This window comes from Rossellomorea sp. y25, assembly GCF_038049935.1.
Classification (GTDB): Bacteria; Bacillota; Bacilli; order Bacillales; family Bacillaceae_B; genus Rossellomorea.
In genome coordinates this window covers 733,427-756,425 of record NZ_CP145886.1, presented here as the reverse complement: position 1 = coordinate 756,425, position 22,999 = coordinate 733,427, and the positions used below count along the sequence as shown (strand labels likewise).

General features: G+C 41.3%; 18 protein-coding genes. 5 read left to right on the top strand and 13 right to left on the bottom strand.

What is annotated here, in order from left to right; translation table 11 throughout:
• Window positions 1-66: 66 nt before the first annotated feature.
• The 3 genes from AAEM60_RS03815 to AAEM60_RS03805 are packed head-to-tail and all read right to left on the bottom strand — an operon-like array spanning window position 67 to window position 2,255.
• On the bottom strand, window positions 67-1,611 hold the full coding sequence (locus tag AAEM60_RS03815; protein ID WP_341357439.1) for a CPBP family intramembrane glutamic endopeptidase: 1,545 nt from the start codon (window positions 1,609-1,611) through the stop codon (window positions 67-69).
• Between the two features lie 12 nt (window positions 1,612-1,623).
• A complete protein-coding gene (locus tag AAEM60_RS03810; RefSeq protein ID WP_341357438.1) occupies window positions 1,624-2,049 on the bottom strand; it encodes a hypothetical protein in 426 nt (141 codons plus the stop codon).
• Complete coding sequence (locus AAEM60_RS03805; RefSeq protein WP_341357437.1) at window positions 2,043-2,255, bottom strand: helix-turn-helix transcriptional regulator; 213 nt, start codon at window positions 2,253-2,255, stop codon at window positions 2,043-2,045. Before AAEM60_RS03805 ends, AAEM60_RS03810 begins: the two co-directional genes overlap by 7 nt.
• A 397-nt stretch (window positions 2,256-2,652) precedes the next feature.
• On the opposite strand from AAEM60_RS03805, the gene AAEM60_RS03800 reads away from it, so the two are divergent.
• Both AAEM60_RS03800 and AAEM60_RS03795 read left to right on the top strand, forming a co-directional pair.
• The gene (locus AAEM60_RS03800; protein WP_299741900.1) at window positions 2,653-2,820 is read left to right on the top strand and encodes a hypothetical protein; all 168 of its coding nucleotides are present in this window, start codon (window positions 2,653-2,655) and stop codon (window positions 2,818-2,820) included.
• Between the two features lie 65 nt (window positions 2,821-2,885).
• The gene (locus AAEM60_RS03795) at window positions 2,886-3,596 is read left to right on the top strand and encodes a PIN domain-containing protein (RefSeq protein ID WP_299741896.1); all 711 of its coding nucleotides are present in this window, start codon (window positions 2,886-2,888) and stop codon (window positions 3,594-3,596) included.
• 156 nt (window positions 3,597-3,752) lie between these two features.
• Here AAEM60_RS03795 and AAEM60_RS03790 read toward each other — a convergent pair whose 3' ends face one another.
• The 3 genes from AAEM60_RS03790 to AAEM60_RS03780 form a co-directional block, all read right to left on the bottom strand.
• Window positions 3,753-4,460, bottom strand: coding sequence for a DNA alkylation repair protein (locus tag AAEM60_RS03790; protein WP_341357436.1), 708 nt, complete (start codon window positions 4,458-4,460; stop codon window positions 3,753-3,755).
• Window positions 4,461-4,525: 65 nt separating this feature from the next.
• Entirely contained in the window at window positions 4,526-4,738 is a 213-nt protein-coding gene (locus AAEM60_RS03785) for a DNA-binding protein (RefSeq protein WP_341357435.1), read from the bottom strand.
• A 151-nt stretch (window positions 4,739-4,889) separates the two neighbouring features.
• A complete protein-coding gene (locus AAEM60_RS03780) occupies window positions 4,890-6,134 on the bottom strand; it encodes an MFS transporter (protein WP_341357434.1) in 1,245 nt (414 codons plus the stop codon).
• A gap of 699 nt (window positions 6,135-6,833) precedes the next feature.
• On the opposite strand from AAEM60_RS03780, the gene AAEM60_RS03775 reads away from it, so the two are divergent.
• From AAEM60_RS03775 to AAEM60_RS03765, 3 genes are read left to right on the top strand one after another with little or no spacing between them, the layout of a single operon-like run.
• Complete coding sequence (locus tag AAEM60_RS03775; protein ID WP_341357433.1) at window positions 6,834-8,297, top strand: spore germination protein; 1,464 nt, start codon at window positions 6,834-6,836, stop codon at window positions 8,295-8,297.
• A 33-nt stretch (window positions 8,298-8,330) separates the two neighbouring features.
• The gene (locus tag AAEM60_RS03770) at window positions 8,331-9,416 is read left to right on the top strand and encodes a GerAB/ArcD/ProY family transporter (RefSeq protein ID WP_299741887.1); all 1,086 of its coding nucleotides are present in this window, start codon (window positions 8,331-8,333) and stop codon (window positions 9,414-9,416) included.
• Entirely contained in the window at window positions 9,409-10,491 is a 1,083-nt protein-coding gene (locus AAEM60_RS03765) for a Ger(x)C family spore germination protein (protein ID WP_341357432.1), read from the top strand. The genes AAEM60_RS03770 and AAEM60_RS03765 overlap by 8 nt, the downstream gene beginning before the upstream one ends.
• Window positions 10,492-10,936: 445 nt before the next feature.
• Here AAEM60_RS03765 and AAEM60_RS03760 read toward each other — a convergent pair whose 3' ends face one another.
• The 7 genes from AAEM60_RS03760 to AAEM60_RS03730 form a co-directional block, all read right to left on the bottom strand.
• Window positions 10,937-12,202 (bottom strand): helix-turn-helix transcriptional regulator, encoded by a 1,266-nt coding sequence (locus AAEM60_RS03760; protein ID WP_341357431.1) that lies wholly within the window; start codon window positions 12,200-12,202, stop codon window positions 10,937-10,939.
• Between the two features lie 241 nt (window positions 12,203-12,443).
• A complete protein-coding gene (locus tag AAEM60_RS03755) occupies window positions 12,444-16,673 on the bottom strand; it encodes a S8 family serine peptidase (RefSeq protein WP_341357430.1) in 4,230 nt (1,409 codons plus the stop codon).
• A gap of 580 nt (window positions 16,674-17,253) precedes the next feature.
• Window positions 17,254-17,448 carry a hypothetical protein gene (locus tag AAEM60_RS03750; RefSeq protein WP_341357429.1) on the bottom strand — a complete coding sequence of 65 codons (195 nt, stop codon included), beginning with the start codon at window positions 17,446-17,448 and terminating at the stop codon, window positions 17,254-17,256.
• 522 nt (window positions 17,449-17,970) lie between these two features.
• Complete coding sequence (locus tag AAEM60_RS03745; protein WP_341357428.1) at window positions 17,971-18,858, bottom strand: DMT family transporter; 888 nt, start codon at window positions 18,856-18,858, stop codon at window positions 17,971-17,973.
• 198 nt (window positions 18,859-19,056) lie between these two features.
• On the bottom strand, window positions 19,057-19,527 hold the full coding sequence (locus AAEM60_RS03740) for an SRPBCC family protein (protein ID WP_299741871.1): 471 nt from the start codon (window positions 19,525-19,527) through the stop codon (window positions 19,057-19,059).
• 152 nt (window positions 19,528-19,679) lie between these two features.
• Window positions 19,680-22,262, bottom strand: coding sequence for an FtsX-like permease family protein (locus AAEM60_RS03735; protein ID WP_341357427.1), 2,583 nt, complete (start codon window positions 22,260-22,262; stop codon window positions 19,680-19,682).
• Complete coding sequence (locus tag AAEM60_RS03730; protein ID WP_299741867.1) at window positions 22,259-22,942, bottom strand: ABC transporter ATP-binding protein; 684 nt, start codon at window positions 22,940-22,942, stop codon at window positions 22,259-22,261. Before AAEM60_RS03730 ends, AAEM60_RS03735 begins: the two co-directional genes overlap by 4 nt.
• Between the last annotated feature and the right edge of the window lie 57 nt (window positions 22,943-22,999).

The following is a 22,999-nucleotide window of genomic DNA, read 5'->3' as shown; positions in this document are numbered from 1 at the left end:
GTTCTTACACTAACGCAACGGGGCAGGCATCAAAATGGGGCCATGGGACCTGTCCCCATGGCTCCCTCACTCCACCACCCGCGGCCCAACCACATGGAGCACAATATCCGCTGTGAAATGAGCGATCATGGCGAATTCAAGTCCCACAAAGACGAAGAGTGCCCCGAACACGAGACCACCAATGCCGTTGATGACGAGCATGCTGATGAAGAGACCGAGAGTCATATCGAAATTGGACGCCGCCACACCATAATGCATGATGCCGAAGATTAAGCTAGCAACGATGATGGCCGTCCATTTCTTAGCTTTTGTCACCGTTCCTTTGAACATCTTCACCTGCAGCCATATGAGCAGCGTGACCAGGAACAGACGGAAAATCGATTCTTCATTCACGGCCGCTCCGAATGACCCCAATGTCCCGAGCCACCAAGTGGGTTCATTGAGTGAAGAATTGTCCACTCCGAGGGGCTTCGATACGATCAGGCTGAAGATGCTGGTGACCACACCTGCGAGTACCCCATAGAGGGCGGATTTCATGACCGGTTTTCTAAAAGAATGAAGCGGTTGGTTCTTGTTGAAAAAGGATTCTATGATCGGAGCCTTGAGCTTCACCTTCTTCGCGAGCCATAATGCGATAAATAGCAGGATCCCCGCTTCCAACAGCACCTGGATGACGTAATACAGGGTGAAGGACAGCTTGCTTAGTCCCATTACTTCATGAAGGTTCTCCCGCTCCATCGCATAGGGGGAAATCGCCAAAGCTCCCAGTATGTTCAGGACAAGTAAGGTAAAATAGACCTTCCAGTTGATAAAATTCGGTCTTTTCCCCTCATAAGCGGCAGCGACCAATCGATCACCTTCCGTGTCTTCACTTTCATCATAGCTGTCCACCTTTTCCCTAAGATCCATGATGAACTGTTCCGGGTTGTCCATCGATATCAAAGCTTTCTTTACTATTTTTTTCTGGCCGAAATATCCTCTGGCGTAAATGGGTTCCTTGAAGGTGACTTCATATTTCAGTTCATCCATCATGCCGAATACACGGGTGAACACCCTTGGAAGCATGCTGACATGGTAGGCATTTTTCTCGTGGATGAGGCCGCCGCCCTTGCTATACTGCGTCCTTGCCGGTTGGATGGTGCCGACATCCCTGATATGAAAGGTCAGTGACCTTCTTACCCCGATGTTCATGACAACTTTGTTCCCTTTCAGGATGATCGGCGAGTTCCTGACTAAGTTGTAGTCCCCCAGCATGTAGAGGATGCTGTAGACATGCAGCACAACCAGGATATTTGCCCTGAGGGGATCGATTTCTTTTAAGTAGATATGAAAGACAATACCTTCAATCACCTGTTCATGAAGGAGCGCGATGAACAGCCAGAAATAATTCGATCCTTTGTGATAATAATAGCTCTGGATTCCTTTATCATTGCCTTTCTTCCTCTTCCATTTAAACAAGGCATAGAAAAGAATGATCCACTCTTTTTTCAGGATGGTCATGAACGGGTTGCTGTCCATGTCCCCCCTTCTGTATTTCACAAACAGGATGACGGCACCGACCTCCGCCAGAGTGATGAGTATGATGATTGAGATGATCAACTGAGTATCCATCTGTTTCCCCCTTTAGCTGAATCGCTTTATCTGAAACCAATAAATGAGGTATTGAACGACGCCCATTCCGATTAATAGAATGATAGGGACATAAGGAATGTGATGTAAATAAGCCGTCAGCGCTATGCCGATCGGAATCGCGAAAGCAAAGAAGATATACACCTTCCTCGTCGCCTTGAAGGTCAGCCACTGCATCCCCTCATCTTCTTCCCGCAGTTCCATCGAGATCACGCTCGGCTTGATCCGATTCTCCGGATGCCGTCTGTTATAGACAGGAATGATCGCCATCAAGATGAGGATCGGAATCCCGAGCACCATCGAATCAATCACCAGCCAATCCGGGATGTGGGCCGCATAATGATCTCCCAACATGATGACCCCAAGACCGATGATGAGAACGGCATTGAACAGTGGTGACTGAAATATCTGCATTAACATGAACCTCTCTCCTCTTCCAAGCGAAATATCTCTTCCACCGGCACATTAAAAGCGTGTGCGATCTTCAGAGCCAGCGTGATGGACGGTGCATAATCCCCTTTTTCGATCAATCCGATCGTCTGTCTGGTAACGCCTATACGATTAGCCAGATCCTGCTGGGTAAACCGGAACTTGGCGCGCAATTCTCGAACAGAATTATTCAACATCTACCATTTTTCTCCTTTTATGGATTTATTAACTTAAATGTAAGGTATCCTTTGCATTATGCACAGGATATTTTACTTTATTTGTAAAATGGACATTTGATTGTGGCGGAATTGTTAATGATTGGATTTTGGGTTGACAGGGAGATTTTCTTAATGGGAGGAAATGCTAAGGAGCGATTACTAGTAGGGTGTTATTGTATATTCATGAATGAGTTGGGAATAAAAGACGAATAGTAATCCGTCCGGAAACCACAGGACAAGGGAATTGAAGCCATGGTTTTCACCAACAGGTAATAGTTGTAAATCATCTCCTCATTTTATAGAATAGATATATATTCACCACATACCTTTTATAATAAGTGATTTTAGGTAATCCTTATTCTAAGGGGGTGTAACGATGAAAAAGGGGGATGATCAAGCTATGCCGACACAAACTCCATCCATTGATAAGGAAAAGGAACTTCCCTTTGAGGAGCAGCTCAGACTGTTATCAAAATCCATTGGAACCATTGATTTAGGCGAAGATTCAGATCAAATCTGCCGGGAAGTCAGAGGAAAAGAATGATGACTATTCAATACCTTGAGGAATATTGCATCCCCGGAAAAGATTATTCGGAGGATGCTTTTTTCATGGATACCAATTATCTTATTGCATTTATTGACTCGTCCCACCCCCACCATCTTTCCACCGTCATACATACGATTTATCTACTTCAGCAGAAGGCTAGACTGTATATAAGTGAAACCGTTCTTTCTGAAGCAGTCGATGTATTAGCACGGGGAATATATACAGAAGAACAATTCCATAAGTGGATAAAAAGCGAGGAACATGACCATTGGTTAACTCAACATACAGGGAGTAAGAACGAATATAAAGATAAGAAAGACGAGATTCGCAGCACATTCATTACAAACATCGTGAAAAATCACGAAAAACCAGAACTCTTAAGATACTATAATAAAAAATCGACTGAACGATTAGAAGGCTTGATTCAGTCAAGATTTTTTAAGCTCTCTAACACTACATTTGCATGCCTAGAGACCGGCATGCAGTTCTCAAAGTCCGTTCCCCTTCAGTCTAATGATGCCTTCATCGCTGCTTCTGCAGTAAATCAGTCTGCTAATCTACTAACTTTTGATAGCGATTTCAAGAAGGTTACGATTATCAACCCTGGTTCCGGACGTAAAGTGAAAATCTTCACTTTAATGATGACTAATAACTACTTGTTTAACAAGCGTTCTCATCAACTTATGAACAGACTCGATCAAAGTCTTGGTAAAGTGATTGAACAAGCTGTTGGTGGGTCTGAACAATTTGAAAAGAAGTTTGGACATCCTTAAGGAAAATCCTCTTTTTCCACCCATTAGTTAGGTAATGACCTAAAAAGAGAAGTGAGTCAATCTCTCATGACTCACTTCTCTTCTTTAACCCACCAAGAACACCATAGGACAGGTCACCTGGCTCACATGGCCAAAGTACCTGTCGCGGTGAACGGATTAACACCGCACATACTTCCGCTTAAACCCAATCTTCCCTTTCTCCACTTGCTTCAGAATATCATCGGCAGCCTTCAGTGTGCTGTTCTTTTTCCCTTCCCGTACCATCTCAACAGGTCCGATTTCTTTTGCCGTCTGAAGAGCCAGTTCATGAAGAGGAACATAAGAAACCCCGACTGTCGTGACGAAATTATTCATTGCGGATTTGGTCCGTTCGGGGGCATCGTGGATAGTCTCTTTGACTTTCTCAAGCATCCCTGCAAGCTTCGTTTCCGAAAACTCTTCGTCCTTGCGATTCCCAAGCAGCCAGCAGTAGCAGCTCCACCCCGCGGACATTTTCAGCTCTTCCCCGCTTGCAATCCACTTGTCTGCCACGTCTTGGGCGATATCGGCTTCAGCCAAAGTGACGGCCACCACGTAATCGGACAGCATATAAAAATACGCCCCGTCGATCCAGCGGTCAAAGTCAGCCTCCGTCATGGCTTTCGGATCGGCAATGACACCGGCAAAGTACATGGCGTCGTAATTCCCCGTTGCATATAACTCCTCAGCCAACGCCTGATCCTTTTTGATTTTCCTGGCGATCGGCTTCATTGCACCTGTCGCGACGCCAAAGACCGGCTCCTGGGCACCATTGGATATGTACATTTTCTTCGATCGTTCCTTGCCCAGTGCTTCCAGCTCTTGCATGACCGTTTGTGAATCCATCCTATCCACTTCCTTTATTTTATAAGTTATCCACCTTCGCACAACTACACTTTAATCAAATCGTTTTATGATTTTTTTGCAAAAGACAGCCCTTTTTCTTTCAGGGCCTCATTCAGAATGCGCACTGCTTTCGGTCCTACCCCATGAATCTTCAGAATATCGGATTCCGACACGCTGGTTAATTGCTCAAGGCGATAAAATCCGGCGTTATGAAGCTCACGGTTCGCGGGCTTACTCATCTTAGGCAATTCGCTTTCGGGTGTTGGGTTATTGGTCATGTTCCTGTTCCCCTCTCTTTTCATCTATTTTGCAATACAACTGAATCGATTGCTCCTGTTTAGTATAAGTATTCTCTTTATATATTACTTTTCCTTTATATCACGACACAAAAAAGAGCTGCCACAAGGACAGCTCTTTTTAAGGCTACATTCACTCCAGCGCAGGTGCAGGCTTTCCTGCTTCGATCAACACTTGGTCGCGGCCCAGCATGACGGAAAGGAGAATGGTCAATACCCCTGTTCCGATGAGGAGCCATTCAATGGCGATAATATCTGCCAAGGGTCCGAATATCAGCATGCCAATCGGCATCATCGAGGTGGAGATCATCCCCATGACCCCGAAGACTCTTCCCAAGTAATTCTCTTCGATTTTCTCCTGTAGCAGCACCATTGTCGGTGTATTGAAAATCGGCATGGCCACTCCGAATAAAGCCATGAAGACGAGATAGAACCAAAAGACCGGAACGATGCCAAGGGCGAAGGTGCAGAATCCCATAATCAGACTTGAGAAGGTCATCGTGGCAATCTTATTTTTAAACCCGCCCCAGGAAGCAATGATGGCACCGCCTGCCATCATCCCGATGGAAAAGGCAATTTCGATGGCCGTCAGTCTCCAAATATCGTCTCCGAAGCTCCGGGTGACCTGCAGCGGAGTCAGAAAGGCTGCAGGTGCCATCAGAACAAAGAAGATGGAGAAGAACAGGAAGAACTTCTTCAAGAATCCATGGTTGTTGACATATTGCAAGCCTTGCTTGAAGTCACTGAAATAGCTTGTTGTTTGTATGCCCGCTGCCTTCTCATGCACCGAGATTTTCAAGAAGGCCAGCAGTGTGATGATCGCAATGGCTGCCGTAATGACATCGATGAAGAAGATGATCTCAATTGATGCCATCCCAAGCAATGCCGCACTGACCATTGGGGACACGAACATGATGACAGCCTGGATGCTCCCATTTGCCCCATTCACCTTCGTCAGCTTCTCCTTTGGGACAATCTGCGGCAAAATCGCGCCGACAGCCGGTGTCTGAATCCCGGTTCCAAGGGCCCGGACCGCTGCCATGACAAACAGCAGCCAGATCGAATCGTATCCCATTAAGAAGAGAATCGCGAGAACCAGTGTTGAAGTCGCGATCAATCCATCCGATAACACAATCAACAGCTTCCGGTTATAGCGATCCGCCCAGACACCCGCGACCGGGGACAGGAGGAAGGTCGGAATAAATCCGCAAATGATGAACAACGTCATCATCAACCCGGACTCCGTCTCTAACGTGATATGCCACATGATCGCGTATTGCACCAAAGACGATCCAAATAGCGAAATCGTCTGACTGCTAAGGAAAAGAATGATATTTCTTAACCAATCTTCCTTCTGATTTTGATTTACTATGTTCATTTCCCACCAACTCATTTCTATTATATTTTATATAAAAATAAGCCTTGCCTACTTGTTATTTTTAAGACACAAAAAAGAGAGGAGACTCCTCCCCTCTTTAAAAATACCGACAAATACAGGTTTTCTTAAAAATAGACAGATCAATCCCATTGCTCTGAACATAGGCAGAGCCTTCAAACGTATTCAATTAACGAGTGAAAGGCGGGAAACGCAATCTGATTGATGCTGTCAACAGGAAAACCTCCATTTCATTTATTAGTAAGATCATCATAGCAAAGGACTACTGCTGGCGCAATCGATTTTTGGGAAACATTCTTGTCTTGTTCTGTTGAATTTTGGTGTTTCAGTAGTTAAAAACAGATGAAAAATACTTAGTTTATCCATTGGACAAACCTAGATTACGTTAAATGTGTACGTTTCTTCACTGCCGCGACCGCCTCAACCTCCACCAACTGATGCCTGTATCCAAGTACCGTTACACCCGACAACGAAATCATCGAAGTGCAAAAAATGTGGTTTCTGGAACTGATGGAATATGACCTTCTCACTGTGTGGAGGTTTTTTTATTAGCTTCTGACTTCCAACACACTAAATCTCCACCGTGTGAGGGATCAGTCCCATTTATCATCCGATCGTGCCTCTGCATACATTTTCCCTTTTTACACATAATAAGAAAAAGCATTGAAGGGGGTTAGGAAGGTGAGAAGTGGCGATGCCAACCATCAAGACTGGGTTGCAGTTCTTTCTGACTCAAATGACTTTATTCATTATCACACTTCCTTAACAGATGGAGAACCCTTTTGGATTTCCTATTATCGTACGCTTATTTCTTCAGATATCTTACATAAAGATGTTCTTCCCTATGTACAGGATCAGAGCTCATTAAAAGAGTTAAAGAGCATCATCCCCATTCAAGAAAGTATTCTGACCAGTGATAAAGATGACATTATCCAGAATCTTATGAATGGGTATATGTCTATTCAATTACATCCCCATGATGAAGAATGTTTATTAGTGAATATTGCAAACAGTAAATTTCGCGATGTAGGAATACCAACATTGGAATCCTCTGCATTGGGTCCACAGGTTGGGTTTATAGAAGAATTAGATACAAATATCAATCTTATCCGCAAAAGATTGCCTATCTCGGAGCTTACCGTCAAGGAAATGAAGGTCGGAAAATTATCGAGAACCAAAGTAGCTGTTTTGTATGTGAACGGAATCGCTGATGAAGAAAATGTAAACACCACAATTCAGAGGATCAATGATATACAATATGATCATATTCAGGACAGTTCCTATGTTTCAGCCATGATTGAGGATAATTCAAATTCTTTGTTTCCACAGTCAATTGCAACGGAAAGAGCAGACAGGGTGGCTGCTGGTCTTACTGAAGGAAAAATAATCATTGCGGTTGACGGATCACCAAACCTGATTATCCTCCCAGTAACTTTTATGGAATCCTTTATTGCAATGGAAGATTATAGTTATTCTTGGATTATTAGCAATTTTTTTCGGTTATTGCGATTTTCCGCCATTTTTATCTCTTCTTTTGTCACTCCGATGTACGTGGCAATCATGACCTATCATTACGAACTGATTCCAGCTCGATTACTTGAGCCGCTTGTAGGGTCAAGGGCAACTGTTCCCTTTCCTCCATTTCTGGAGGCACTGTTTCTAGAGATAATGATTGAAATGGTAAAGGAGGCAGGGATTCGTTTACCACTGAAAATTGGGCAATCACTTGGTGTTGTAGGTGGGATTGTCATTGGGCAAGCCGTTGTGGAAGCCGGATTAACCAGTAATGTATTGTTAATTATCGTGGGACTCGGAACCTTAGCTTCCTACACATCTCCTGTGTATAAGTTTAGTAACACCATCCGTTTTATTAAGTTTCCAGTCATTTTTCTTGCTGCTTGGATGGGCTTATTAGGTGTCTTTCTATGCTTAATCTATACATTGATCCATTTGCTAAGATTGACGTCACTTGGACGACCTTATTTAAGCCAGTATCCGATACGAATCACTTCATTTCAAGATTTGTGGGTAAGACTCCCTTTTTCCATGCAGAAAGATAACCCCAAAAACTTAAGACCACAAAAAAAGAAAAAACTTGTAGACAGCAAGAAAAAACCTGAGCCATTGAATGATTTTTATGAATAAATATTTTTGAATAAACATATAGGGTGATTACTTTTGAAAGTAGATGTAAGGCACCAAGTCTCTCCTTATTTAGTTTTCTTTATCATTTATAATTCCCAGGTAGGTGTTGGAATTTTAAGTTTTCAAAGAACGATTGCAACGAAAGCAGGATATGATGCATGGATTGGTGTCTTAGCCGCAGGGTGCTTGGTCCAGGTTTTCATTTGGGTTATGTATAAACTGCTAGGAAAAGCAGATGGGGATATTATTGACGTACATACTGCTGCCTTCGGTAAGTTTCTTGGGAGATTCTTAAGTTTTTTCATTATCATTTACTACGGTTTAGCCAGCATATCGGTTATGCTTACATTCATCGAAATTATTCAAGTATGGATGTTTCCCATGTTACCATCCTGGGTCATCTCCACCTTGATTCTAATGTTAGTCTATTATTGTATTTCCGGAGGATTTCGCGTCGTTGTAGGCTTGTCTTTCTTGTCTTTTATATTTCCACAAGTATTGATAATGGTATTGTATTTTTTTCCCTTGAAAGTTGCTCAGTTTTCAAACCTGATGCCAATAATGAATCATTCCGTAATGGACATGTTGGACTCCATTAAGAGCTCGATGTACACCATAGCAGGTACAGAGGTGTTATTAATGTTCTATCCATTTATTAGAAAACCTGATAAATCCAAAAAGTTTGCTCATCTTGGTGTCCTTTTTACTACAGCACTCTATACCATTTCTTCTATTGTTTCTTTCACATTTTATAGTGAGGATCAATTAAAGGCCACTATTTGGCCTGAGCTTTCGATTACCAAAATAATAAAGTTCTCTTATTTGGAACGATTTGAATACTTGTATATCTCTATGTATTCAATCATTGTTACGGCATTGATTTCACTTTTGTTATGGTGCTCATGCAGAGGGCTAAAGAAAATTTTCAATATGAAACAGAAATATGCATTACTGGTTCTAAGCTTCATAAGTGTATTGATTTGTCAATTAGCAAACGAGCATGTCAAGAAGATAATTGATACTTCTGTCACTCAAATGAATCTATACATCTTTTACATCTATATCCCTCTGCTCCTGCTTTATTTTACTTTGCTTAAAAGGGGGAATCAAAGTGTTTAATCGTGCTGCCATTTCAATGTTCTTCATTTTACTATTATCAGGTTGTTCCTTACTCCCTACCAATATTGTAAATGAGATCGGGATGATACAAGGCGTGGGCTATGACTTGGCCGACGAAGGAAACATATTGGGAACCATATTATATCCTATTATTAAAAAGAACGAATCCCATACAGAAGTCAGATCCGCCTTGGCACAATCCAGTAAAGAAATGCGGACCAGTATAAATAATGAAACACAACGTCGCTTAGTAAGCGGACAACTCAGGTTTGCTCTTTACGGAAAAGCACTGGCGGAAATTGGGATCAATGATTTTGTCGATACCCTGAACCGTGATCCATCTATCGGAAGTATTGTTCAAATAGCCATTGTTGATGGTAGTGCGAATGAGTTATTAAATTTGAATAAATATAAGAATGAGAATATTTCTATTTTCCTTCAAGAATTACTGGATCAAAATATGGAATCCGGTGAACTCCCCCACACCAATTTACAAACTTTTTTATTTCAATTGTTTCAAATAGGCCAGGACCCTTATTTACCTTTGATCAAAAATGTAAATGGCAAAATCAAAATCACAGGGATAGCCTTTTTTCACTATGATAAATATATTACATCCATACCGATGGAAGAAATAAATATTTTTAAGATGTTAGTTACTAAAAATACAAGTGATGGTCTTCAGGGATATAAGTTTGATAATGGAGATAAGGTGGTTCTCGAAACTCTTACATCAAATCCAGAATATAAAGTCAATATCGTACACGGTAAACCGGAGTTTATCATTAATATTAAAATGAAAACAAAGCTACAAGAATTTTCTTCTTCAAAGAGAAAAAGGCAGTCTTTTAATAAAAAGAAATATCAAAAAGAGATAGAGCAACAATTAGAAGATAGGGCTGACAAAATCATCACGCAACTAAAAGAACAGAACGTTGATCCACTAGGTTTAGGTGCGAAATATAAGGAACATTATCGCAAATTTAATAAAGAACAATGGGAAACGTATTATCCAAATGTACCTGTTACTGTTAAGGCAGAGTGTGAAATCCAACAAACAGGAACAATAGATTAAAACGTTTATACATGCCTCCGTCAAGAGACTGAGTGAGGAAGGCTCGGCTCCATCTGTGTAATTGGAAAAGGTGCTGACCGAAGTTCCATTGTTGAGGGCACCGACGTCGGTCACAGGAAACTGTTGAGGAAGAACATAAGAGGAGGAGTGTGATCGGTGTGAAAACCTTAAGTATTACCCTATTAATGTTGGGATGTTTATTTGCCTTTTCCCTGGGCCTTGACCTTTTGCAGGGATATAAGATGTCGCTAGCATAGCATAATGCCGTAAGTCCCTTTCGAGTGATGGAATTGTCTGAGTTATTCTGCTCTATTAGCTTCTTTTCCTTATTGTTATTATGTTTTCAAAAAGAGTAAAGCCCAATAGAAGAATGCACAAAAAAGATGAGCCGCTAAAGACTCATCATCATAAAGCATGGTGAACCGGACAACAATCGACCCTTGACTCACTCATTATTCCTTCTCGTCTCAATGGGCACACTGTCTTCTCCACTAAAGGAAAGATAGGCAATGTCTAAAGCCTTTTCCACCTCATTCTTTTCATGATAATAATGAAACAGTTCTTTTTCTGAGCGCTGAATTAAATAGACAAATCCATATTTTCTATAGTAAGGCAAGCCTTCTTCATATAGATAGCGATAGTACTGATCGTGTTGTCCTTTAATTAAATACAATAGGAGATTGAAGAGGATCCTGAATGTATTCTGTTGCAATTCCACCGCTACCGATAATCCTTCTTTGGTCAATTGGATTAATTTTGCCTTTGATAATAGGCCAGCTTCATAAGAACAGCGGATATAGCCTTCAAAAGACAATAAGTATTCGCTTGACTTCTTATTTTTCAGACTGCATGATTCTTTATATAGCTCGCTTGCCTTTTGATAATCCTTTCGAACATAATAGAAAAAGGCTAAATTATGTAAAAGCTTGGATTTTCTTCTGATTGCATTGCATATAACGCAGCTTTCAATTAACGTTACATATTGTTTTACTGTTTCGTTGAAATCATGGTGCTGATCAAATTGAAGCTGGATTAGCATAAGCATTTCAGTATCAATGACTTTCAGAAAGTTATTACTCTTTTTGAAATAGTGCAATGCTTTCTCAGCATAATGGTAACACATAATCTGAGAGTTAAGATTATGATAGGAAACGGCCAGATGATAATAATATTCAGGATGATTATATTCATTTTGCTTGATGGTTTTTAATGTATCGATTGCTTTGACATAGTCACTCTTCGCGATGTAGTACATTCCTCGTAATTGTTTAAGCAAGTTCTTTTCGTAATCTGATAAATGAAATTCGATTTTCTGGAGATCATGTATGATGTCCTCTGCTTTATCAAAATGATAATGAATGAGTTCATATCTTATTTTTAACAGTTTGTAAAAATGTTTATAGGTAGAAATATGAATTAACGGAGCATTTTCAAGTTCATTTTTTATGGCTTCTACTTCAGGGAGTGCCTCTTTAATCATCACTTCATGCCAACGGTCAAGAAGGTCTTTGATCTTGTAAAGCTTTCCCAGTTCAATTTCTATATCAATTCCTAAACGGTTGGCAATGTGCTCGATCGTTTCAGTGGAACATTCTGTTAACCCTCGTTCAATTTTACTTAAATGAGTAATCGAACAAATTCCACCTCCAAGCTCTTTTTGTGTTAATTTTGCTTTTTCACGATAATACTTTATGATCTTCCCCTCAATCATCACAGTCCCCCCATCCCGCCTTTAAAACCATTTATTTAACCACTTGTAAAGCTACTCATTAATCATTATACACGTTTCTTACGATCACATTCGCATGCTTTGATGTTGATTCATAGCTATGTGATTCTACCATTTAGTCATTTCGTATTTTCAACGTCTATATCCATAATTCAATGGAACTTTGATTAGTGATTTCTTGAAAATAGGGCCCAAAATGGGCCCTATTCATTTGATATTTCTACTAATTTAATAAATCACTTAAACCTACCTCTTTAAGAATATCTTCAAGCGATTTCCCCCCGTGCTTTTCTGTAGGGGATGGGGCATTGTCTACCATTTCATTCACTTTTAAATAGTTGTTCACGACAAATGACATGTCGGTAGCATCAATAGCTCCATCTTGGTTAATATCTGCTTTTAATGGTCTTTCTCCTGGCTTATTGATATGATTTTTCAAGAAAAAAGCATCCTTGATATCAATGACATGATCACCATTAACATCACCAGCTAATTGCAATCCCGGATACATTCTTTCTTTTATTCCCAATACCTCGCCATTAACCACTTCACCTACAGTAACGGTCGTGTGGGATTCAAAGTGTCCTGGTGCTTTCACCACTACCTTATAGGTATCTTCAGAAGCTGGAATACCGTGAATTTCGAATATTGATTTAGATGATTCCACAAGCTCACCTTCATATTTAGTTCCATCAGGTGAGATTGCAGTAATTTCGACGCCTTTACCATGTAAATCTACATTTACCCATCCTTCTTCATGAAGGAATGCTTCAGGTCCTAAATATCCCCAGACAACAGATTGTTTAGGCACTATCTCTAACTGATCTGTAATAAAGCCTGGAACTTGTACAACTTCCTCTTCCCCCAATTTATGATATTTAGCTTCTGTAAAATTAAATGAAGGAATATAATCATAAAATTCATCGTTCGTGACCTTGAAGGTAACATTCAGAATAGGCATATCGCCATCTGCTCCTTCTAATGAATCCCCTTCTAAAAATGCACTAACAGGGATTTGATCCTCCCATAGGTCATGTTTGATTTCGCCAACTTCCACCCTTGTGCTTAATTTCTTTTCTTCTGCGAATTTCTTAAATTCCGGGTTTATTTGTGCATCAACGAACTCATAATATGAATTTTGATAACTAAGTTTAAACTCTCCACCAATGAACTTCTCAACATTTTTCAACGTTAAAGTCACAGTTACTTCATCACCCAAGTACAGTTCGTCCTTATCAAGATCAGCCTTAGCATATTTTTCGCCTTTTTCTATGAAGTAATATTTATGCATACCCTTGCTTTGATCTCCTGCTGTGGCTGCATCAAATCCATAGAAACCAAAGTCAACGTATTGACCGTTAGCTACTTCTTCTGGAGTAACACCGAACTTAAAGCTTCCGTCCGCTTCAGGAGTAAAATAATGAGTAGGGAAGCCCCAGCCCTTACTATCATAGCCCACAACCGTATTCAATCCTTGGTCAACAGGACTTAATTGCCCGTCCCGATTATTTTTTATTTCCTTTAACCCTTTTTCTTTCATAGCATCTACGTTTGAATCGTAGACCTTTCCATTAAACCACGAGACCCCTTGTTCATCATCCTTGTTGTACTCAATTTCATAAACGCCGGGCTCTTTTTCCATTGTTATTTCCGGCACTTGATTATCAATGAATACATAATCTGATGGCTGAAACATTTCACCTTCTTCATTAGTCCCGATGATTTCAAGTTCATATGCTCCATCAGGCGCCAACACCATTTCCTCACTTATTGGGTTTTCTTCGTCCCCTGTAAATGGGTAATATGCTCCACTACCGAAGACAAATGGTACTAAAAAGTCAACACCCAGCTGTTCGTTTAAGAATTCCGTATTAATCCAGCCTAGATAGCCCAGATATTCACCTGTGTCTCCATCTTTTACAACTAAATCCATGGTTTCCATCGGACTTCTCAAACCGACATTTAAGAACGTTGCAGGGACGCTCATATGTGCATGATACATGCTGGCGTCTGAAGCAAACGCAGGTCGATCGACTGAATAATTTATTCCTCTATCAGCCACGATGATGGAGAAAGGGATCTGATATTTCTCATGTTCGTTATCCGCATTTGTGAAATGGATATAGCCTTCATATGTTCCTGCCTCTGCTTCTTTCGGCACTTCGATACTTGGTGTCATTTCAACTTTACTGTTAGCCTCTACAGAGACTTTGTCATTTACAGTAAAGACAATGTCATTCGTTTCTGCATTATTTGCACCTGAAATTTCAGAAGACAATAGTTCTACATTTACATTAAAATCTTTCTTTTCGTCACTATTATTCTGTAATTCTACTGTTCTCCCATCTGCTGTTGATGAATCTTTTTGTTTATAATGATACCCAAAAGCAATGGCTCCTGTGATATCATCAATGACAATTTCATTATAAGATTCATCTAAAGAGATCGTTTCGTCCATTACTTGAAGCTTCACTTCAGAATGAACAGCATTAGTTGGGTCGACTCTGCCGGCACCTACTTCAAATACACTGTAATCTTCACTTAAGTCGTCTGCCGTATTCATTAATGCCGTTTTCACATCAAATGGTGAATATTCAGGATTGTTTTGAAGTATCAGGGCAGCAACACCAGCGGCATATGGCGTGGCCATGGAAGTTCCAGACAATCTTTCATATGCATATTGGTAATTTGATGTATCTTCCTTATCATTTATATAAGCTGGTACGGTCGATAAGATACTAACCCCTGGTGCTGTAATTTCTGGTTTAATATCGTATGTTTTTAAAGCTGGTCCACGAGAACTGAATTCCGCTAATTTATCTCCTTCTGTTTTGATCTCGCTGATTTCCTTAAATGTAAACATTTTCTCTTCGGTTAAAAGATCTTGTAGTCTTTGTCCTTCTTCCTTCGTTAAAGTAAAAGCAGGAATGTAATCAATTCCTTCACCGAAATAGTGTGAAATCTTTCCGTCAACATCATTCCATATGAGGACTGCACTTGCTCCAGCATTTTTTGCGTTTGCAATTTTTTCATTAAATGAGAGTGAACCGCGTTTAATCAACGCTAACTTTCCAGAATAATCTTTCCCGTTAAATTCCTCAGCATAACCTAAACCAGCATCCACAACCTCCAGGGATGTATTTGACAATTCGGTTATATTGTCATCAAAATGCTTGGCCATTAACTGAAGAGCAAATGAATCTTCCCCAAGTTCGCCTTTTGCAGTTGGTATACTGACAGAAACGTCACTTGCTCCCACTGTTATGGCTAATGGTGATGTTCCAGGGGAGCCCACGGTAAAGTCATTCGGACCAGCATTTCCTGCAGCTACCAGCGCTACTGTTCCAGCAATCATCGCATTATTTAACGCAACGGATGTTGGATAAAGAGGATCATTTACTGTAGCTCCCAGTGACAGGTTAATAACATCCATCCCATCTTGTACCGCTTTATCAATACCAGCCAGAACAGAACCTGTAAATCCCGATCCATATGGTCCTAACACACGATAACCGTATAAATCCACCCCGTTCGCAACACCTGTTATGGCATGGCCGGAATCATTTTGACCTTGGCCTGCAATTATCCCAGATACATGCGTGCCATGAGATGTATAATATGGAGATCCATTCCATGTTTCCGGCCATGAAGCAGGATCCAAACCTTTCCACTCTTCATATGTAGCCTCCATTGGATCATCATCATTATCTACAAAGTCATAACCCCCTTTGTAAACTCCCTCTAAATCGGGGTGGTTGTAATCAATACCAGTATCCAGGACTCCTATTTTTATCCCTTTCCCATTGATTCCTTCGTCATGGAGTCCATCAACTCCCAAGAAAGGAATACTATCGTTCATCTGTGGAGAAATCGTTTCTTTTTCTTCTATCGGAAGGTCCAGCTTTATCTCTTGATCGACCCAAACCGCTTTAACATCTGGCAATTCGATGAGCTCCAGTACCTCTTTTGCTGGTACTGTCATTGATACGCCGTTAAACGCGTTTTTAAATTCTCTTGTAATCTTACTCTTTTTTTCAGATTTTACTTTGTTGATTTTTTCCTTGAATTCTTTATGGGACTTGTCCACTTTCTCCTGAGCCTCTTCTAATCGAAGGGTTGAAGCGGATTTGCCTTTTGCTTTCTCTTTTGCGACCTGTACTGCTGCAGGATCTACTTGAAACTGAACGATAATATCCAAGTTTTCTTCATTATTTAGATTGACATCGGATGAAATACGCAATTTGGCGGTTTTATCTGAATACAAGTTAGTAAACTGCAATCTTTGCTGCTCAGTCAGGCCCTTCAATGCAACTTCCACATCCGATATTCCCTTTTGATCATTTGGAGCCTTTTTCAAGTAGTCCAACCCCATAGCCATCGAACTCATTGGAGTCATTAATAAACTAGCACTTAAAGCAGCTGACGCTACTCCCTTTAAAGTAGTAGACTTCACTTAAATTTTCCCCCTTTAGCCTTTTTTCAATCTAAACCGACAATTCACGTTTTTTCTCTTTCAGAATGACAACTCAGTGCAACTAGTAAATTATTGCCAATACCTTTCGATAGTCAACTCCTTTTTTTATTCTTTTTAGAATAATCGAACTATTCATTTTGAATGTTAGCATGGTGCTAGTACACTGTAAATCGGGGTTTTGCTGCTGCAACACGTACGAACCTATCCATTTGATTCAGTTCTATATAACCAATTAAGTTTTGTTTATGCAGTCCTAAAGACTTATTTTTGTTGTTTGTCATTTGGGGTAATGTAAGATAAATGTGTGGTGGTATTTTCATGGTTGGTGGATCTTAATCTCGAGTGAGGACTTGACTATATGTTAAATGCCTGCCACCATTCGGTGACAGGCATCATTTCTTAGTGTTTTACGGTTATGGTCTCCGGTTCAGACGTTAAGGAGAAACCTTTATCATCCGTACCAGTTACTGTTACATATACTCTCCATCAGGATATTCAGAACTTGGATTCCACGGTAATCCATAAATGGAATGTTCATTTTCAATATCAGCATATTCTTTCACTTTGCCTCGGCGTCTAAAATCTCTGCATGCCAACCCACCCGGTTATAACTGAAGACTGTGATGCTGACAGGCTTGTTTACGTTTGTACCGGTAACATGCCACCATTGGATGAATGGTCCGGCATGCAGTAACTTCTCATTTCCAGCATAACCGAAACCTGTATTATAGAAATTATCAATTGCTAACACCAAGTCTTTTTCCCCACTTTCCATTACATCATATATAGGGCCACTATCATTGATTCAAAGTAAACTTCCGAGATAGTCACTATCTTCTTTTACATCCCACGTAATTTTATATGTTCCATCTGGTTACTACAGGTCTTATCTCTCGCTTTTTTGAACCTACCATTCAGAATATAAGCAAAATTAAGTGAAATTTATGAAAAAACTCTTATTTGGAATTGGCTTTTTTTATTTAATATGGGAGATTATGCAGACAATGAGTGAAATGAGTGAATTGAAATAAGTAATTAAGCTCACACACCCACATCCATAACAATCAGAATTATGAAAGTTACTGGACAGTAGCGGTTAAATTTTTCATGCTTTGCATAAAAAGCTCCAAACTATCAACTCCCTCTAAAATCAGACTTTCATAACTCAAAGAAGTCCTGAAATCATGAGAAATTAAAAAAGGTCCGTCCCTCACCACGGTAGAGCTTTACCGCAATGAGGGACGGACCTCTTTTCTTTTTTTTCATTGTACTCTCATTATGAGATGGATTTCATTCTACCTTTCAGTTTTAAATTACCGAGCACAATTCCACATAAAATGATCACGACTCCTACCCATTGTGAAAAACTGACTACTTCAGCTAATATTAGAGCGGACATGGTTACAGCCACTGGGAGTTCAGAAGCAGTTAAGATTGTGCCAAGTCCTGGTCCAACATGGGGCATGCCGATTGAAAATAAAAGAGGTGGTAAAGCAACGCCAAAGAAGCCGAGCAATAAACCATACTGTGCGACCCCCGTCAAAGTAGGTAAATCAACTAAAAACGTGGGTGGAAATAGTAAAAATACGACAATTAAACCACCTGTTGAAAGGAAAGCACTTTTCAAGACGGGTGGAGAATCTTTTCCGACAGAACTGCTGAGTGTTATAAAAGTGGTAAACGTCAAAGCCGAAAGTAACCCCCAGGCAGTTCCTTGCAAGGATAGAACAACTTCACTCTTTGCAAATGCACCTGCAGCTAAAATGGAGCCGATTATTAGTATACCAATTGAGATGATTTTACCTTTAGTTGGTTTTTCTTTATAGAAGATCCACTCGAATAGCGTTCCGATCCAAACAAACTGAAATAGAAAAATGATTGCAAGCGAAGCATTCAGTGTCTGCAGCGCCTGATAATAGAACACACCTGTCAGTCCAAATGGAATTCCAGATAATAATAGTTTGAAAGCTTGATTGAAAGGTATTCTTTTCTTTTTTGTAAACAGAACCAGCACCCAGGTAAGCAAAGCTCCAAATAAATATTGGCCACCTGTTACCTCTGTTACTGAAAAACCTGCTGAATAAGCAAGTTTGACAAATGTTGATAATATCCCATAACAGCATCCACCCAAAAATACAATCGATGCATATTGCCACGTTTTCATTTTTTCTCCCCCTTTTCTACACATAAAAAAACCACACAATTGTCAATTGACATTGTGTGGCGAAAATAGAGCTGCCTCTATAAAAATCCACTTCCTAAAAAGGTTTTATTATTATAATAAAATGTACGAGATCAACTACAGACTGCTTTTAACGCTAACTTTCCTTCTAAAAGATTATACCATTTCCGATTGACACTGTCAGGAGCTTGCCACTTTATTTTTCTCCAAATACTCTCTCAATGAATCCAAATCCTTTGCGCAAGCCTTCTTAAAGACGCCTGCCATTAGCTTACCGAACAATTTTGACAGGCCGGTCAGTCCTCTGATTTCTCCAAGTAAGGTCACTTCAGTTTGATCACCTGATGAAGCAAGCAGATAGGTAAATACAAATTCTCCTTTACCTGTCGTCCCCTTCGTACCGTCGCATCGCAGCACAATCTTATCAGGCTCTTTAAGCTCCACTACCTCAAAGTGTTCCGAAGCCTCTTTGCCGAACATCCTCCTCGTTTCCCTCCACTGACTGCCTTCACGGAGCGGCCCTTCATCCATCCGCTCGATTTTCACCAACCCTTGCATCCAGTCTTTGGCAGAATCAAGATCTAATAGACTTCTATATGCTACTTCTTTTGAAACCTGAAAGTTTCTTTTTACTTCGAAAGGGATACTCAAATGGAATGACCTCCTCAGATATCGTGCTTCTGAAATAGATTTGACAACTTTTTCTTAATTCCTTCTTTTATTTGAGTTTCAAGAAATATTACCGGGCTTCCTTCTTTCTACCATAAAAAAAGATGAGCCTATAAAAGCCCATCTCCTTTCGTCTATATATTCTCTTGCTTCAAACCTTCAATGATATTCTGCTTCTTGACCTTTCCGATTGAATAAAGCATGGCCGAGCTGACGATGATGAAAATCGCCGCGATGACAGATAGGATATCGATCCACGGCAGCACGAACCCGTAATCGAAGGTCTCTCCGACAGATCTGTGGATCAGATACATGACACCGATACTGATCGGCAGCCCGTACAGCAATGCCTTAACTCCGTAAAAGATGCTTTCATAGTTGATCATTTTATTAAATCCTTTTGGCGTCATCCCAACGGATTTCAGCATGGCGAATTCCCTTTTTCTCAAGGAAATGCTCGTTGAAATCGTATTGAAGATGTTCGCGATGGATATCATTGAAATCAGTGCGATGAACCCATATGTGAAGACTGAGAGGAACAGGATGAGCTGCTCTTCTTGCTGCCTGTCTTGATAGACATTGTATATATACAGGTTCGATGGCACCACTTCTTCAAGGGCTTTCTGGGTTTCCATCGGGTCGGTACAGTTTATATATAACTGGCTGCGGACTTGCTTTTTCATCTCGTCATCCATCAAGGCATCCATCGTTTCCATTGGTACGATGACATCCAATCCGCCCATCATTGCGGTACGGACCCCCATCGGCACTTGGTCTGTCATGGCGCCGATCGTAAACGATCCCAAAGGTTTCGATTTCTCTGTATCATAGTTCGTGAAGATCAAATCGAGGACGTCTCCCGGTTCGGTTACGATCGATTTGGCCTCGATGAACTTGGCCGTCGTCGGATCCTGATAGGAAATCTGATCAATGACGATGGCTGTCGGCTTCTTGGGATCGTCGAACATCCCGGGTTCTACGCCTGCTTTTTTGGCATAGTCTTTAAAGCTCTGTTCATCCAATCCATGTAAGTTCACATAGTATTGATAACGTCCATCATCAAGGGGAATGTTATCCCGTTTGATCATGTCTTTCAGTTCCTGTGGAAATTTGTCTTTATCAATAAGGACCGTCGGGTTCAGACTTTTTTGGACGCTGTATGCTGTGATATCCTCCAGTTGAACCAAGTCTTCCAATGGCTCTGTATCCCCCGTGTTGGCCGATACGGAAATATCGAAATTCGTGCCCTCCTGGGACATGACTGCCGATTTCTTCAGGTTATCTGTAAAGAATGACACCGATAAGAAGAGAACGATACTGATCACCAGGGAAAAGATCGTCGCATGGTAACGTCGTTTATTCCGTTTCAGATTCTTTAATCCGATTTCCGCTTCCAGCCCGAACAGCTTCCGGACGAGCTTGGACGTTTTGACCGCCTTACCGGTCAATTTGATATCCTGCGTCTGCCTGATCGCATCGATCGCTGAAATCTTCGAGGCTTTTCGTGCAGGCAGATAAGTGGAAATAAAAATTGTCACGCTTGAAATCAGACAGGAAACCAGGACCGTTGACGGTGTGACGACAACCTGAAGTCTCTCCGAAATGCCCAATGCCCCGTCAATGTAGGTATTGATAAACCAAAAGGTAACTCCGATCCCCAAGGCACCTGCCAATAAACCAAGGGGGATGCTGATGACTCCGATGACCATCCCTTCGAAAAAGACGGAATTTCTCTTCTGTTTCTTCGTCGCCCCCACGCTCGAAAGCATCCCTAAGTGTCTGGATCGTTCAGATACGCTGATGGCAAATGCATTATAAATAAGAGATACCGAGCCGATGATGATGACGGCCATGATAATCGCAAGTAAGGAGAACAAAGTGAAGCGGAGACTGTCATTGTCCGTCACACCGTAGTAGCGTAGTAATTCATCATTGAAAGCTACCTTCTCGATTCCATTCTCTTTTGCCAGTTTCTCGGCATGCTCAAATACGGAGGACTTCACTTTGTCCAACACCACAACCGCATCCACCATATCTGACTTATTCAAGGAACTCTTATCGATATAGCCGAGCACCGTATAGCCCGGAGACCATGCCGGTTCCCATGATGGGCTCTCGATGATGCCCGTAACCGTAAAGGTCTCCATGGAGTTCACTTCGAGCTTTTCCTTCATGCCTTCTCCATCCCTTTGGAGCGGGTCATTCTGTCCCAATGGCTCGCTTTGCCCCTCCATCATCCGGCTCCCGATAGCCAGTTTGATCTGGTCCCCGATCTTGTACTGAACCCCGGCATCATTCGCGATTTCCTCGGAGATGACCACTTCCTGTTCATCGGATGGCAGGCGGCCTTTACTCAACTCGACCGGAAATTGCTTCAAGCCTTCTTCATTATATTCTTTTATAAATAAGTAGGGCTTATCTTCCATTTTGGCCCCATCGAGCTTTGCATACCCCAAGTCATTGGATAGGAGCAATCTTCCCGTATCCTCGTCATTCGCTATTGCTTTGATTTGCTCGGGGCTGACGTTTTGATATTTAACATGCCACTCGCCATTGTCGGCAATAGATTGTCTTTTCATAATGTCCAGGAATGAGACGCCGAGTGTCGCAACGGCCATGATCATCGACACCGAGATGATGACCCCGGTGATGGTCACAAGGGTCCTTCTTTTGTTTTCTTTCAGATGCCGTAATGTCAGTTTGTTGATGATATTCATGGACGGATCACCTCATCCTTTGCGACCTTTCCATCTGCGATTTCGATCACACGATCGGCCTGCAGCGCAATCCGTTCATCGTGGGTGATGATGATCAATGTCTGGTTATAGGTTTTGTTGAACATCTTTAACAGTTCGATGATTTCCGTAGAGTTTTTGCTGTCGAGATTTCCTGTCGGCTCGTCCGCGAGAATGATGGCAGGATTACTGATCAGCGCTCTTCCGATGGATACACGCTGTTGCTGTCCACCGGATAATTGGTTCGGCAGGTGGTTCAGCCTTTCATGAAGGCCCAATGTCGTTACTAGATCCGTCAACTGCTTTTGATCCACTTTATGCTGATCCAATAACATGGGGAGGGTGATGTTCTCTTCCACCGTCAAGATCGGGATCAAATTGTAGAACTGATAAATCAACCCGATCTGCCTTCTTCTGAAAACAGCCAGCTGGGTTTCATCCAATTGATAAATATCGGTTTGATCGATCAGCACTTTCCCACTTGTCGGACGGTCGACGCCTCCAAGCAGGTGAAGCAAGGTGGATTTCCCCGATCCAGAAGGACCGATGATCGCAACGAATTCCCCCTTTTTCACAGAGAATGAGACATCATCCAGTGCCTTGACCGCCGTCTCCCCCTTGCCATATATCTTAGACAGATTTTCAATTTGTAAAATATTCATTTGGTACCTCCATAATGTTGATGTAGACCCCAGTATATCTGTCCAATATGACTTTAA

Coding starts and splice junctions, on each gene's coding strand:
- AAEM60_RS03780 (WP_341357434.1), bottom strand. CDS start 6,134: ATGAACATAGTAAATCAAAATCAGAAGGAAGATTGGTTAAGAAATATC.
- AAEM60_RS03800 (WP_299741900.1), top strand. CDS start 2,653: ATGAAAAAGGGGGATGATCAAGCTATGCCGACACAAACTCCATCCATT.
- AAEM60_RS03785 (WP_341357435.1), bottom strand. CDS start 4,738: ATGACCAATAACCCAACACCCGAAAGCGAATTGCCTAAGATGAGTAAG.
- AAEM60_RS03745 (WP_341357428.1), bottom strand. CDS start 18,858: ATGAAAACGTGGCAATATGCATCGATTGTATTTTTGGGTGGATGCTGT.
- AAEM60_RS03795 (WP_299741896.1), top strand. CDS start 2,886: ATGGATACCAATTATCTTATTGCATTTATTGACTCGTCCCACCCCCAC.
- AAEM60_RS03810 (WP_341357438.1), bottom strand. CDS start 2,049: ATGTTAATGCAGATATTTCAGTCACCACTGTTCAATGCCGTTCTCATC.
- AAEM60_RS03735 (WP_341357427.1), bottom strand. CDS start 22,262: ATGAATATCATCAACAAACTGACATTACGGCATCTGAAAGAAAACAAA.
- AAEM60_RS03760 (WP_341357431.1), bottom strand. CDS start 12,202: ATGATTGAGGGGAAGATCATAAAGTATTATCGTGAAAAAGCAAAATTA.
- AAEM60_RS03805 (WP_341357437.1), bottom strand. CDS start 2,255: ATGTTGAATAATTCTGTTCGAGAATTGCGCGCCAAGTTCCGGTTTACC.
- AAEM60_RS03790 (WP_341357436.1), bottom strand. CDS start 4,460: ATGGATTCACAAACGGTCATGCAAGAGCTGGAAGCACTGGGCAAGGAA.
- AAEM60_RS03815 (WP_341357439.1), bottom strand. CDS start 1,611: ATGGATACTCAGTTGATCATCTCAATCATCATACTCATCACTCTGGCG.
- AAEM60_RS03730 (WP_299741867.1), bottom strand. CDS start 22,942: ATGAATATTTTACAAATTGAAAATCTGTCTAAGATATATGGCAAGGGG.